We start from the raw sequence: 13144 nt of genomic DNA, 5'->3' as shown, positions 1-13144 counted from the left end.
ACGGGCAGCACCAGCAAGGCTATTGACCGTGGGCCGGATAACGAACACCCTGGGAGAACTTCTTGATCGCCGCGTCGGAGACACCACGTCCGTCCGTCCTGTTCGTCACCGACCTCGCCTACGAGGCGCGCGGGCGGCGCTACTGCGACGAGGACATCTTCCTGACGTCCCGGCTGCGCGAGACCTTCGACGTCGCGCTCTGCCACCCCCGTGACGCGGCGGCGCTGCTGGACGGGTTCGACGCGGTCGTCGTCCGCAACAGCGGGCCGGTCCTGCACTACCAGGAGGCGTACGACGCGTTCCGTACCCACGCGCGGAAGTCGGGGACGCGGGTGTACAACACGCTCGACGGGCGTGGGGACATGGCCGGCAAGCAGTATCTGGTCGACCTGAGCCGGGCCGGCTTCCCGGTGATCCCGACCGTGGACCGTGCGGCGGATCTCGGGCTGCTCCCCCGCTCGGCCGGTTATGTGGTCAAGCCCAAGCTCGGCGCGGATTCGGTGGGGCTGCGTTTCACCGAGCGGCCGGAGTACCCGGGGGGCGCCGACGGCACACTGCTCGTCCAGCCCAGGATCGACTTCCGCTACGAGGTGTCCTTCTACTTCGTCGACGACGACTTCCAGTACGCCCTGCACGCACCGCGTCCGGACAGGCGCTGGGCGCTCGAACCGTACGTCCCGAGCCCTGAGGACCTGGACTTCGCACGCCGCTTCGTCACGTGGAACACCCTCACGCACGGCATCACACGGGTGGACGCCTGCCGGACTCCGGAGGGCGGTCTGCTGCTCGTCGAGCTGGAGGACCTCAATCCGTATCTGTCGCTCGGCCTGGTGCCGGAGGAGGTCCGCGAGGCGTTCGTCGCCCGGATGAGGGACTCCGTACGGGAGCTGCTGGCCTGACCCGTCCGGCCTGCCCCCGCGTGCACGGGGGCGGGCCGGGGGCGAGGGTGCGAGGGTGACCACTGCCAGCGAGAGAGCCCCCGCCACGCAGAGCGCCGCAGCGCCACCCGTCCTCGACCCCAGACGCCGGAACATCGTGTTCGCCACGATCGTCCTGGGGATTCTGCTCGCGGCGCTGGACCAGACGATCGTCGGGACGGCACTCCCCACGATCGTCTCGGACCTCGGCGGCGCGGAGCACATGTCGTGGGTCGTCACTGCGTATCTGCTTGCGGAGACCGTGGCAACGGTCCTGGTCGGCAAGTTCGGCGATCTCTTCGGCCGGAAGTTGATCTTCCAGATCTCGGCTGTCATCTTCATCCTCGGCTCGTTCCTCTGCGGCCTCGCATCGAACATGCTGCTGCTGATCGTCTGGCGGGGTCTGCAGGGCATCGGCGCGGGCGGGCTCATGGTCACCGCCATGGCGCTGATCGCCGATGTCATCCCGCTGCGCGACCGGGGCAAGTACCAGGGGGCGATCGGCGCGGTCTTCGGAGTCGCCACGGTGGTCGGACCTCTGCTGGGCGGGCTGTTCACGGACCATCTGACCTGGCGGTGGGCGTTCTACGTCAATGTGCCGATCGCGATCGTGGTGGTCATCGCCGCCGCCCGGACCATCCCTTCCGTGCGCGCGCCCGGACGCCCGGTCATCGACTACCTGGGCATCGCGCTGGTCGCCGTCGGTGCCAGCGCGCTGATCCTCGGCACGAGCTGGGGCGGCAACGAGTACGCCTGGGGCTCACCGGTCATCATCGGCCTCTTCATCGGAGGTCTCGTCGCCCTGGCGCTCTTCTGCGTCGTGGAGACACGCGCGAAGGAGCCGATGCTGCCGATGCGGCTGTTCCGCAACCCGGTGTTCGCGGTCTGCTCCATCCTCAGCTTCATCGTGGGCTTCGCCATGCTCGGCGCGATGATCTATCTGCCGACCTATCTGCAGTACGTCGACGGGGACTCGGCGACCCTGTCCGGGGTGCGGACCCTGCCCCTGGTGGTGGGGCTGCTGGCGGCCTCGATCTTCAGCGGCAACGTGGTGAGCAAGACCGGCCACTACCGCGTCTTCCCCGTCATCGGTTCGCTCGTGATGGCCGTCGGCCTCTTCCTCCTGTCCCGGATGGGCCCGGGCAGCGGCGTCTGGATGGAGTCGCTGTACATGCTGGTACTGGGCATCGGGATCGGCCTGTCGATGCAGGTGCTGACGATCGCCGTGCAGAACACCGTCGACTACTCGGACCTCGGTACCGCCACGTCCGGTGTGACGTTCTTCCGTACGCTCGGCAGCTCGTTCGGCACGGCGGTGTTCGGCACGATCTACGCCAACTCCCTCCGCCCGAATCTGACGCAGGGCGTCGAGCAGGCGGCGCGGGCCGGCGGTGACCCGGCCTCGCTCGCGCGGGTCGCGGAGAATCCGAAGGCCGTGCACGCCCTGCCCGCCGACCAGACCGCACCCCTCGCCCAGGCGTACGCGGACACCCTGCACACGGTGTTCCTCTGGACGGTGCCGGTGGCCCTGCTGGGGTTCGTGGTCTCCCTCTTCCTGAAGCAGGTGAAGCTGCGCGACAGCGCCCGTGCGGGCTCGACCGACATGGGCGAGGGCTTCGCCCAGCCGAGCACCGGGGACGCGGCGAAGGTTCTGGAATCCTCCGTGGCCAGGATCCTGCACCAGGCCGGTCCCGACACCGCCCGGCGGATCGTCGCGGACTCCGACACCCGGCTCGACATGGCGGGGGCCTGGGCGGTTATGCAGGTCGACCTCTTCACCCGGATGGTGGGCCACGCGGGACTCACGCTGATCGCCGCCCGGCACCGGGTCCCGCCGGAGGTGCTGGTGCCCGTCTTCGACCGGATGATCGAGGAGGGCTATCTCACCGGGGACGGCCGGCTCTTCACCCACACGGCCGCGGGCAGCCGTGAGGCGGCGACGATCTCGGCGGCCTGGGGCCGCTGGCTCAACGACCGGCTGGCCGAGGACGGCGCCCGGCCCGACGACGGGCAGCTGCGCGCGGCGGTCGACGTGATCGCGAAGCGGCTGCTCGCGGAGGACCTGCAGCAGCAGCTGGCCGCGCCCGAGCGGGCGCGGGTCCCGGCCTGACCCGGGCGGACGTCTACTCGACGAAGACGGCGGTCTCGTACACCCAGGCACCCTGCTCGCGGACGAAGCGGCTCTGCTCGTGGAGCGAGTCGGGCCTGCCGTCGTCGGTGTAGTGGGCGCGGAAGGTGACCGTACCGGTGGTGTGGAAGGCGCTGCCCTCGGTGGTGGCCAGGATCTCCAGCCGCTCCCAGCGCAGGGCCGGGTCGAAGTCGACGGCCGGCGGGCGGGTCGCCGGGTGCCAGGTGCGCAGCAGGTATCCGGCGTCCCGGACGACGAAGGCGGCGTACCGCGAGCGCATCAGCGCCTCGCACGTCGGGGCGGCGACGGCGCCCGCGTGCAGCCGGCCGCAGCACTCCCCGTAGACGGCCGGCAGACCGCACGGGCACGGTGTCTCGGGGGTGATCCGCGGGGGTCCTGCCTGCGGGGCTTCCGGCCGGCGGGGGCGTGAGGTGCGTCGTGACATATGTCCATTGTGGCCTGCCGACCGGGGCGCCCGGGAACGGGGCGGTGGCCGGCGGTCCCCCGCCGTGCGCGGTCAGCGCTTGCGCGCCACGCCCGCGTAACCGGGGATCGGCTCGACGCCGGGTACGTCGATGACCTCGCCGAGCTCCGGACGCCAGTCCGCGGAGAGCGAGACGCCCGGCGCGACGATTTCGAGGCCGTGGAAGAACGCGGTGAGTTCGGCGCGCGAGCGGGGCCGCAGGGTCATCCCCCGCGCCTTGTACATGGCGCGGGCCTGGGCCGCGCCCTCGGGGTCGAAGTCACCCGTGGTGTGCGAGAGCACCAGATAGCTGCCGGAGGGCAGCCGCTCCACGAGGCGGTCGACGAGCTCGGCGGCCCCGTCCTCGTCGTCGACGAAGTGCAGCAGGGCGAGGAGGGAGAGCGCGATCGGCCGGTCGAAGTCGAGGATCTTGCCCGCCGCCTCCAGGATGGCGTCGGGCTTGCGGGCGTCGGCCTGGATGTATTCGGTGGCGCCCTCGGGGGTGGAGCGCAGCAGCGCCGCCGCGTGGGCGAGGACGATCGGGTCGTTGTCGCAGTAGACGACGCGTGCGTCCGGGGCGGTCCGCTGGGCGATCTGGTGCAGATTCGGCTCTGTGGGTATGCCCGAGCCGATGTCGAGGAACTGCCGCACACCGTTCTCCGCGAGCCATCGGGTGGCCCGGTGCATGAAGGCACGGTTGACCCGGGCCATGTCACGGCCGCGGGCGTCCAGGGCGAGCAGCTGCTGGGCCATCTGTTCGTCGACCGGGTAGTTGTCCTTGCCGCCGAGGAACCAGTCGTACATCCGCGCCGGATGCGGCTTGCTCGTGTCGATCTCGACGGCCTGGGGGTCCTGCCCGGTCATGACGCACTCCGTTGGTCGGGGACTTCGGCGAACAGCGTGTGGTGTGACAATAGGCGGCCCGTGCGTCAGGTGAGAAGGAAATCGGCCTGCCCGGACTTGGCGCCCTGGATGAAGGCGGCGATCTCGCCGTTGGAGTAGATGAGTGCGGGGCCGTCCGGGTCCGCGGACTGCCGGACCGCCACCCTGCCGTCGGCCAGCTTCATGGCCTCGATGCAATTGCCGCCGTTACCACCGCTCCACGGCTTGTACCAGCCTTCGGTGCCGAGGTCGGCGGCCGGCATGCCGTTGTATATGTGGTTCATCACAGCTCCTTGCGGAAGTCCCTGAGGATTTCCTTCGTGCGTTGTGCAGTCGCGGCCTGCGCCGCCATTCGGTCCATGACCTCGAGGTAGGAGGCCACCTCGGGGCGCGCGTCGAAGTACACGGCGCCCGTCAGGTACTCGCTGTAGACCATGTCGGGCAGCTCGGGGACCGCGAAGCGGAAGAGGACGAACGGGCCGTACGTGCCCGGGTGGTGGCCGGTCGCGAACTCCGCGATCTGCAGCGTCACGTTGGGCAGGTCGGTCGCTTCGAGCAGGCGGTCGACCTGGGCCCGCATGGCGTCGGGGCTGCCGACGGGGCGGCGCAGGACCGTCTCGTCCATGACCACCCAGAGCTTCGGCGCCTCCGCCTTGGTGAGCAGTGCCTGCCGTTCCATCCGCAGTGCCACATGGCGCTCGATGTCGGCGGGCCGGGTCTGGCCGACGGCGCCGGTGCGCAGGACGGAGCGCGCGTAGTCCTCGGTCTGCAGCAGCCCGGGGACGAAGTGCGGTTCGTACGTGCGCAGGAGGCTGGCGGCGCCCTCCAGGCTGACGTACATGCTGAACCAGTCGGGCAGCACATCGTGGAAGCGCTGCCACCAACCGGGCTTGTTGGCCTCTTCCGCCAGTTCGACGAAGGCGTCGGTCTCGGCGTCCGTGATGCCGTAGGCCTTGAGGAGGAGCTGGACGTACGGGATCTTCAGCCCGACCTCGGCGGTCTCCATCCTGCGTATGGTCCCGGGGGCGACGCGGAGCACCTTCGCCGCCTGGTCCCGGCTCAGGCCCACGCGTTCCCGCAGGTCCTGCAGACGCTTACCGAGAACGACCTGGCCCACGGTCGGGGCCGACCGCGGTTCGCTCACTTCAGACCTCCCGATGCGCTGTGTGCGAGCAGTGTGCCACGAGCAGGGCTCCAGGGACACAGTCACTCTGAATTTTTCAGAGTGCCTCTTGCCAAGTGTTCATGTCAGGGGGAGAGTTGGTAACCGAACCAAGTTCGCTTCGTCGCGTCCGCCCGTTCCGGGACGGTGCGAAGCGTGACACAGCCCCCACTGTGAGGAATCGGTCGTGGCACCTGGCAGTGCGCTCATCCCCCGGCTCATGGACCTCAGCCCCGGGGCGGAAGCGCTCCGTTACTGCTTCGCGCTGCCGGCGCACCCCGAGTCGGTGGCCGGCGCCCGACGTCTCACGCGGGCCCGGCTGGCGGACTGGCGGCTGGCGGGGGACGCCCACGACGCGGCGGTGCTGATCGTCTCCGAGCTGGTGACCAACGCGGTGGTGCACACCGTGAGCGCCCGGGTCGTCTGCGAACTCAGCTGCGAGGGCGGCCGTTTGCGCATAGCCGTACAGGACCAGGGGCATCAGCCCGGCGGCCCCCGGCTGTCTCTCACCGCCGACGGGGAGCACGGGCGCGGTCTGCTGCTCGTCGACTCCATGAGCAGTGCGTGGGGGTCCCACGACGCGGGGAACCACTCCGGGCGCATCGTATGGGCCGAACTGCCGTACGGCCCGGGGCCGGCATGCTGAGGAACGCCCTGTCCCAGCTGCTCGGCGCGCGTCGCACCCGGCTCCCGGAGGAGGACGGCGCACCGGGCCGGGTCCGGCTTCCGCTGCCGCCCGCCCTGTCGGCGAGCCTCGGCTGCGACGCGGTGGGCGTGCCCGCGCGGTACGGATTCAGGCTGATGTCTCATCTGCCGCGTGCGGGATGCGTCTTCGCCGACGCCGACCGGTGGTGGTGGATCGTCCCGTCGGGTTCGGATCTCGACCTGGACTGGCCGGAGCAGGCGTCGTACGCCGCCGGGGCCTACGTCCCCTCCGGCCGCCCCAGGCTGATCCACGCGCCCGACAGCCGTACGCCCTACACGCCGCCCATTCCGCTCTTCCTCATGGTCTGTCAGGTCACCGGTGTCGTGCCGTCCTGGGACCCGTCCGGCCGGCCGAAGGCCGTGCCCGCTCCCTGACAGGTCACGGTGTGAGGTAGCCGAGACCGGGGTGGACCTTCGTGTACCCGTCGACCAGCCGGCGGGCCACGGAGACGGAGTCGACCAGCGGGTGCAGGGCGAAGGCCTTGACGGCCGCGGCACGCGAGCCGGTCTCCGCCGCTTCGAGCACCGCGCGTTCGACGGCCTTCACCGCGGTGACCAGGCCGACCGCGTGGTACGGGAGCGGGTCGACGGCCACGGGGTGGGCGCCGTTGGCGTCGACCAGGCAGGGCACCTCGATGACGGCGTCCTCGTCAAGCACCGAGAGGGTGCCCCGGTTGCGTACGTCGAGGATCAGGGAGGTCCGTTCGTTGCGGGCGACGGCCCGCATCAGGGCGAGTGCCACCTGTTCGTAGCCCCCGGAGTCCAGGTCGCTCTCCTCACGTTCGCCGGCCCCGGCCACGTCGCGGTTCTCCGCCATGTACGTGGCCTCCCGTTCGGCCCGCGTACGGTCCCAGGTGGTGAGCGCCGGGGCCGCCGGATCCTTCATCCGGGCGTAGAAGCCCTCCTGCTGGTCGCGGAGGAAGGCGCCGCGGGTCCGCTCCGCCTCCTGGTAGGCGCGGACCGCTTCCCGGTTGAAGTAGTAGTAGTGCAGGTACTCGTTGGGGATCGAGCCGAGGGAGCGCAGCCAGTCCGCCCCGAAGAGCCGGCCCTCCTCGAAGGAGCCGAGCAGGTCGGGATCGGCGAGCAGGCGCGGGAGTTCGTCACGGCCGTCGATCTCCAGGCCACGCACCCAGCCGAGGTGGTTGAGCCCCACGTAGTCGACCCGGGCACGGTCCGGGTCGGCGCCCAGGACCCGGGCGATGCGACGGCCGAGCCCCACCGGGGAGTCACAGATCCCGATGACCCTGTCGCCGAGGTGCCGGGACATGGCCTCGGTGACCAGCCCGGCGGGATTGGTGAAGTTGATGACCCACGCGTCGGGGGCGAGCCGCGCGATGCGCCGGGCGAGTGCGACCGCGACGGGCACGGTGCGCAGCCCGTACGCGATACCGCCCGCGCCGACCGTCTCCTGACCCAGGACGCCTTCGTCGAGTGCGACGCGCTCGTCCGCGGCGCGGCCTTCGAGGCCGCCGACGCGGATCGCGGAGAAGACGAAGTCCGCGCCGCGCAGTGCCTCGTCGAGATCGTCGGTGGCGACGACCGCGGGCGCGTCGTGGATACCCCGCGCCTGTTCGTCGAGGACCCGGGCGACGGCGGTGAGCCGTTCCGCGTCCGTGTCGTACAGGGTCACCCGCGAGACGCGGCCCTCGGCGTGATCGCCGAGCAGTGCCCCGTACACCAGAGGGACCCGGAATCCGCCGCCGCCAAGAATTGTCAGCTTCACGCTGCTCGATGGTACGGGCCCGGCAGCCGGTTGCCCCGGACCCGCGGGTCCGGGGTGCCGGGAACGGCGGGCGGTGCCGGTGTCAGTGGCCGTTCCACCACCGCACGACGGCGCGCCAGATCTTCGTCGGCCCGCTGCGCTGCGCCGGGATGAGAGCGCCTTCACCCGGTTCCGCGTGCTGCGGTCCGGCTGTGCGCACTCCGGCCGGGACCTGGCCCGCCGGGGCTGCCATGGGGCCACGGGGGGTGACGGGGGACGACACCTCCCAGTCGGCGCGCGAACGGGACCGGGACACCGCGGGCAGCGGTTCGGCGTCGATCTCCTGCTCCGGGGTGGGGGCGAAGCCCGCCGGCAGGTCCACCAGGTGCCGTGACATGAAGTTCCCGGCCCAGGTCAGCTTCTCCTCGTCGACACCGAGTTCCAGGTCGGGCAGGCGCATCAGCAGGGCGTCGACGCCGACGTCGGCGATGGCGCGCCCGATGTCCTGACCGGGGCACTCGTGGGGACCGCTGCTGAACGCCAGGTGGGCGCGGTTGCCCTCCATGCTGACGGTGAGGTCGGGCCGCACCGCGGGGTCCGTGTTGGCCGGCGCGATGCCGACGATCAGGGCGTCCCCCGCCTTGATCTGCTGTCCGCCCAGCTCGGTGTCGCCCACCGCCCAGCGGCCGAGAACGGAGGTGAAGGGCGGCTCGTCCCACAGCGTCTGCTCGACCGCCTCGGGCACGGTCATGTGCCCGCCGCTGAGCCTGGCCCGGAACCTGGGGTCCGTGAGGACCATGCGCAGGACGTTGGCGATCAGGTTGGTGGTCGTCTCGTAGGCGACGATCAGTACCACCCGCAGGTGCTCGCTGACCTCCTTGTCGGTGAGGCCGGAGGGGTGTTCGACCAGCCAGGTGGCGAAGTCCTCGGCGGGGACCGCCCGGCGGCGCTGGACGAGCCGGTCGAGTGCGCCGATGACGTAGGCGTTGCTCTGGACCGCGGTCTCCGAGCCCCGCGTCATGTCGCGGGCGGCCTGGACCAGACGGTCGTTGTACTCCTCCGGCATTCCGATGATCGCGCACATCACCATCATCGGGAGGCGCTCGGCGAACTGGCTGACCAGCTCGACCCGGCCTTCCCGGCAGAAGTCGTTGACGAGCCGGTTGCTGTACCGGTTGATGTGCCGGCGCACGCCACGGGTGTCGATGCGCGCCATGCTGTCGGTGACCGCGCCGCGCAGCCGCTCGTGTTCGGCGCCTTCGGCGAAGGAGCACACCGGCTGCCAGGTGAAGAGCGGGGCGAGCGGGTGGTCCGGGGCCACGCTGCCGTCCTGCAGTCCGCGCCACCGCCGCGAGTCGCGGGAGAACTGCGAAGGGGTCCGGGTCATGTGGAGGTTCTCGCTGTGTCCGAGCACCAGCCAGGCGGGCACGTCCTCGTGCAGCAGGACGGGCGCCACCGTGCCGTGTTCGGCGCGCAGTTTCTCGTACAGGCCCGTGGGGTCCGCCTCGGCCTCCGGACCGTACAGCCGGCGCAGTCCGCCGGGCCCGATGCCGCCCATGCCGTGCGCGGGGCATTGCGGGGGCGGCACCGGGCCGGTGGCCGATCCGGGTTCGTGCTGGAAGGGGGTTGTCACAGTGGCTCCAGGTAAGACGTGACCGGGCGAGTGGGGACAGGGCCCGTTTCAGAGACAGAGGTGTGTGCCGCCGTCAGGCGAGCGGCACGGCAAGGCGGTGCAGATAACGCATCAGGGTCATCAGCACATCGCGGCTGGAGGTGCGCAGCCGGGCGTCGCAGTCGATCATCGGGACCTCGTCCGGCAGGTCCAGGGCGCTGCGCAGGGCCTCGACGGGATGACGCGGCGCTCCGGGGAAGGTGTTGACGGCCACGACGAACGGGACGCCACGCTCCTCCAGCCTGCCGATGACGTCGAAACTGACCTGGAGCCGACGGGTGTCGATGAGGACGACGGCCCCGAGCGCTCCTTCGAAGAGTCCGTTCCAGAGGAACCAGAAGCGCTCCTGGCCGGGTGTGCCGAAGAGGTAGAGGATCAGTTCGTCGCTGAGGCTGATCCGCCCGAAGTCCATGGCGACGGTGGTGGCGGTCTTCGTCTCCACACCCACGTTGTCGTCCACGCCGACACCGGCCTGGGTCATGGTCTCTTCGGTGGTCAGGGGCCGGATCTCGCTGACCGAGCCGACCATGGTCGTCTTGCCGACCCCGAACCCGCCGACGACGACGACCTTCACCGCGGCCGTGGCCGTGTCGGGAAGGACGTCCTCACTGCGGGGGCCCGTGATCGTGTCAGAGCTTCTGAAGTCCATGCATCACCGCTTCGAGGAGGGACCGGTCCGGGAGCGCGGCGCGGACGATGGGCGCGCGCGACTCGATCAGTTCGGTCGCCAGGAGTTCTGTCAGGAGCGAAGTGACCACACTGAAGGGGAGGCTCAGATAGGCCGAGATCTCGGCGACGGACAACGGCGCCTTGCAGAGCCGCAGGATCGCGGCCTGCTCGGGCTGGACCGTCGGCGACGGCTCGGCCTGCGCCACCACCATCGTGACGAGGTCGAGTTCCGCTCTTTCACCGTCGGGGGCGCCGGTGATCACGTACAGCCGTTCCGGGTCGCTCACCGCCGGGTCGGCCTTACGGCGTTCTCGCCGGGGAGGACTCATCCGGCCTGCCCGTCGTGGCGCGGGGGACTCGTCAGGTGTGCGCCGATACGGACGACCATGTCGCGCATGCGGGCACCCACCAGTCCGGCGTCGACCGTCTCGCCGGCGAGGACCGCGAGGTAGGCGCCGGTGCCCGCGGCCATCAGGTAGAAGAACCCTCCGGTGACCTCGATGACGACGAGCTTCATCAGGCCGTCGCTGTAGGGGATCTCGGTGGCGACGGCCGCGGCCAGGCTCTGCAGCCCTGCACAGGCGGCGGCGAGACGGTCGGCGACGTCGGGGTCGCCGCCGTGCCGGGCGATGCGGAGGCCGTCGGCGGAGAGCACCACGATCTGGTGGATGCTCGGTACGTCGTCGGCCAGTTCCTTGAGCATCCAGTCCATGTTTCCCCGCTGCTGGATCACTTCTCGTCTCCCTTGTCCCACACGTCGTCAGATTCTGTGTCGTGCTTCGGCTCCTTGGGCACACCGTTGACGGCCTGGGTGAAGGCCTCCAGCCAGAGACCGGGCGGTGCCGTGGAGCCGCCGCCCTGTCCGTTGTGCCCGTTGCGGGCGGCCGGCTCAGGGGCCGGTGCCGACTGCTGCGGGAGGTTGTGCGAACCGAGGGGTGCGCGCCCTCGGCTCCGGCGCTGCGGGAGTCCGCCCTCGGTCCACTCGGTCACGACGATCTCGTCGTCGCCCATGGCCGAGGCGGTGGGCGCGGACCGTGCGGCGGACGCCGCCGGTGCGGGGGCCGGCGCCGGGGACGCGAGCGACGGGACGGGCCCTGTCGCGGCGGGGCGCGCCTTGTGCTTGCCGCGCGGCGGGACGACGTGCTTCATCTGCGACATGTCGAGCGAGCTCTGGGGCCGCGAGGTGGCGCCGATGCCGTGCGCGATGCCGGGGGCGGGGCCGGTGGTGATCATGTCGCGCGGCACGATGAGTACGGCGCGGACCCCTCCGTACGCGGACTGCCGCAAGGAGACCTGGAGTTGGTACATGCGGGCGAGGCGGCCGACGACTGCCATGCCGAGTCGCGGGGACTCCCCCAGGTCGTTCATGTTGATGCCGGCCTGGGCCTGGGCGAGCATGTTCTCGGCCCGCGCGCGGGCCTCCTCGCTGAGGCTGACGCCGCCGTCCTCGATCTCGATGGCGATGCCGGTCTGCACCTCGACCGCGGTGACGTGCACCCGCGTCTGGGGCGGCGAGTAACGCGTCGCGTTGTCCAGGAGTTCGGCGCAGGCGTGGATGAGCGGCTCGACCGCGGTGCCGACGATGGCGACCTTGGCGATCGAGTGCAGATCGACGCGCTGGTACTCCAGGATCCGGGACATGGCGCCGCGCAGCACGCTGAACAGCGGTACGGCCTTGGGCCACTGGCGGCTGGGGCGGGCGCCGCCGAGTACGGCGATGGAGTCGGCGAGCCGGCCGATCAGCGCGGTGCCGTGGTCGATGCGGAGCAGGTCGTCGAACACATCCGGGTTACGCCCGTGGTGGTCCTCCATCTCCCGGAGTTCGCTGGCCTGTCGGTGGACGATGGCCTGGACCCGGCGGGCGACGCTGACGAAGGCGCGCTGCGCGGAGTCACGCATCGCCTCTTCGTTGTCGATGATGTCGAGAACCTGGAGGACCAGGGCGCGTTGCGCCTTGGGGAGGTTCCGGTACGACGCGTCCGCGTCGACGATGTCGCGCATCACCTCCTGCGGCGAGTTGCTGGCACGCAGCCTGCGGATCGCGGCCGGCAGGAGTTCCTTGCTGAGCCTCTCGGTCTCCTGGTCGTAGGTGGCGACGCGGTGTTCCAGGGCGGCGATGCGCTGTTCGTACTCGGCGCGCTGGACGCGCATCGCCCGGCGCCGGCGGTTCAGCACGACGGTGAGCGTGGCGACCACGACTGTGGCGATCGCACCGCACCAGACGACTGCCGCCCGTGTGGCCCCGGTGACCGGCACGGCGCCTGCGGCTGTCGCGCCGGCCATCATCACGACGGGCAGGAGCGCCGCACGCACTACGGGGATGTCTCTTTTGGTCGGCGGTGATTCAACACGGACCATCTAAACCCTCTGGCGGTTGATTCGGGAAGGTATTCGGGACGCACGGCACGAGTACACACATTGGTGAACAAGTGCTCGAATGCATATCAACTCGACTTCACTGCGCGTGAGCCTAGCCAGATCAGAACAGTGCTTCGGCATATTCGCCCAACCGCCTGCGCGAGGACGCGGGCGGTAATACACTCGCCAGTTTTTGCACTCAACGCCGTCGGGCGTGTACGGGGAGTGATGCCTTGCAGGAATCGGGAGAAAGCAGACGCGTCTGTCCCACCCTGCGGGACAGTGCGAATCCGAGATGTTCGCACCGATGCGCGAGTTCCCAGCGCAAACAAGAAATAAAACGCACACACGAGCAACAGCCGTCAGCGTGTACGTACAGAAGTGCACCGCAGAGAGAGACGAGGGCACAGGTGATCGAATCGGACCGAAAGGAGCAGATCCCTGAGCGACGAACGAATGCACGAAGCTTCAGGCGGAGTTCCCGGG

Annotated in this window: 14 protein-coding genes; 4 read left to right on the top strand and 10 right to left on the bottom strand. The window is 70.3% G+C overall.

Features of this window, described 5'->3' with window-relative positions; translation table 11 throughout:
* Positions 1-62: 62 nt before the first annotated feature.
* Together AB0P41_RS34285 and AB0P41_RS34280 are read left to right on the top strand one after the other, a co-directional pair.
* Positions 63-899, top strand: a complete 837-nt coding sequence (locus AB0P41_RS34285) for a hypothetical protein (RefSeq protein WP_365936012.1) — start codon at positions 63-65, stop codon at positions 897-899.
* A 55-nt stretch (positions 900-954) separates the two neighbouring features.
* Complete coding sequence (locus AB0P41_RS34280; RefSeq protein ID WP_365936011.1) at positions 955-3027, top strand: MDR family MFS transporter; 2073 nt, start codon at positions 955-957, stop codon at positions 3025-3027.
* A 13-nt stretch (positions 3028-3040) separates the two neighbouring features.
* Here the strand turns inward: AB0P41_RS34280 and AB0P41_RS34275 are convergent, their stop codons facing one another.
* The 4 genes from AB0P41_RS34275 to AB0P41_RS34260 all read right to left on the bottom strand — a co-directional run bounded on the left by AB0P41_RS34275 (position 3041) and on the right by AB0P41_RS34260 (position 5534).
* Complete coding sequence (locus tag AB0P41_RS34275; protein WP_365936010.1) at positions 3041-3490, bottom strand: YchJ family metal-binding protein; 450 nt, start codon at positions 3488-3490, stop codon at positions 3041-3043.
* Positions 3491-3562: 72 nt separating this feature from the next.
* Positions 3563-4372: an SAM-dependent methyltransferase gene (locus AB0P41_RS34270; RefSeq protein WP_356716763.1), complete on the bottom strand. Its 810-nt coding sequence runs from the start codon at positions 4370-4372 to the stop codon at positions 3563-3565.
* Between the two features lie 65 nt (positions 4373-4437).
* Positions 4438-4674, bottom strand: coding sequence for a DUF397 domain-containing protein (locus AB0P41_RS34265; protein WP_014152862.1), 237 nt, complete (start codon positions 4672-4674; stop codon positions 4438-4440).
* Entirely contained in the window at positions 4674-5534 is an 861-nt protein-coding gene (locus AB0P41_RS34260; RefSeq protein ID WP_356716761.1) for a helix-turn-helix transcriptional regulator, read from the bottom strand. Before AB0P41_RS34260 ends, AB0P41_RS34265 begins: the two co-directional genes overlap by 1 nt.
* A gap of 205 nt (positions 5535-5739) precedes the next feature.
* Here AB0P41_RS34260 and AB0P41_RS34255 point away from each other — a divergent pair, with 205 nt between their 5' ends.
* On the top strand, positions 5740-6198 hold the full coding sequence (locus tag AB0P41_RS34255) for an ATP-binding protein (RefSeq protein ID WP_356716759.1): 459 nt from the start codon (positions 5740-5742) through the stop codon (positions 6196-6198).
* Positions 6192-6632 (top strand): hypothetical protein, encoded by a 441-nt coding sequence (locus AB0P41_RS34250; protein WP_356716757.1) that lies wholly within the window; start codon positions 6192-6194, stop codon positions 6630-6632. The genes AB0P41_RS34255 and AB0P41_RS34250 overlap by 7 nt, the downstream gene beginning before the upstream one ends.
* A 4-nt stretch (positions 6633-6636) precedes the next feature.
* On the opposite strand, the gene AB0P41_RS34245 is transcribed toward AB0P41_RS34250, so the two are convergent.
* From AB0P41_RS34245 to AB0P41_RS34220, 6 genes are all read right to left on the bottom strand, one after another.
* Entirely contained in the window at positions 6637-7980 is a 1344-nt protein-coding gene (locus AB0P41_RS34245; RefSeq protein ID WP_365936009.1) for a 6-phospho-beta-glucosidase, read from the bottom strand.
* Between the two features lie 82 nt (positions 7981-8062).
* Positions 8063-9592 (bottom strand): cytochrome P450, encoded by a 1530-nt coding sequence (locus tag AB0P41_RS34240; protein WP_365936008.1) that lies wholly within the window; start codon positions 9590-9592, stop codon positions 8063-8065.
* A 73-nt stretch (positions 9593-9665) separates the two neighbouring features.
* Complete coding sequence (locus tag AB0P41_RS34235; RefSeq protein WP_356716751.1) at positions 9666-10280, bottom strand: ATP/GTP-binding protein; 615 nt, start codon at positions 10278-10280, stop codon at positions 9666-9668.
* The gene (locus AB0P41_RS34230) at positions 10261-10629 is read right to left on the bottom strand and encodes a DUF742 domain-containing protein (RefSeq protein ID WP_033302786.1); all 369 of its coding nucleotides are present in this window, start codon (positions 10627-10629) and stop codon (positions 10261-10263) included. The genes AB0P41_RS34235 and AB0P41_RS34230 overlap by 20 nt, the downstream gene beginning before the upstream one ends.
* A complete protein-coding gene (locus AB0P41_RS34225; protein ID WP_014049573.1) occupies positions 10626-11033 on the bottom strand; it encodes a roadblock/LC7 domain-containing protein in 408 nt (135 codons plus the stop codon). Before AB0P41_RS34225 ends, AB0P41_RS34230 begins: the two co-directional genes overlap by 4 nt.
* A complete protein-coding gene (locus AB0P41_RS34220) occupies positions 11030-12658 on the bottom strand; it encodes an ATP-binding protein (RefSeq protein WP_365936007.1) in 1629 nt (542 codons plus the stop codon). The genes AB0P41_RS34225 and AB0P41_RS34220 overlap by 4 nt, the downstream gene beginning before the upstream one ends.
* Between the last annotated feature and the right edge of the window lie 486 nt (positions 12659-13144).

Origin of the sequence: Streptomyces sp. NPDC079167, from assembly GCF_040686735.1 — a bacterium.
Lineage (GTDB): Bacteria > Actinomycetota > Actinomycetes > Streptomycetales > Streptomycetaceae > Streptomyces.
The sequence above is the reverse complement of the archived record's forward strand: the minus strand, read 5'-3'. Positions and strand labels throughout refer to the sequence as shown.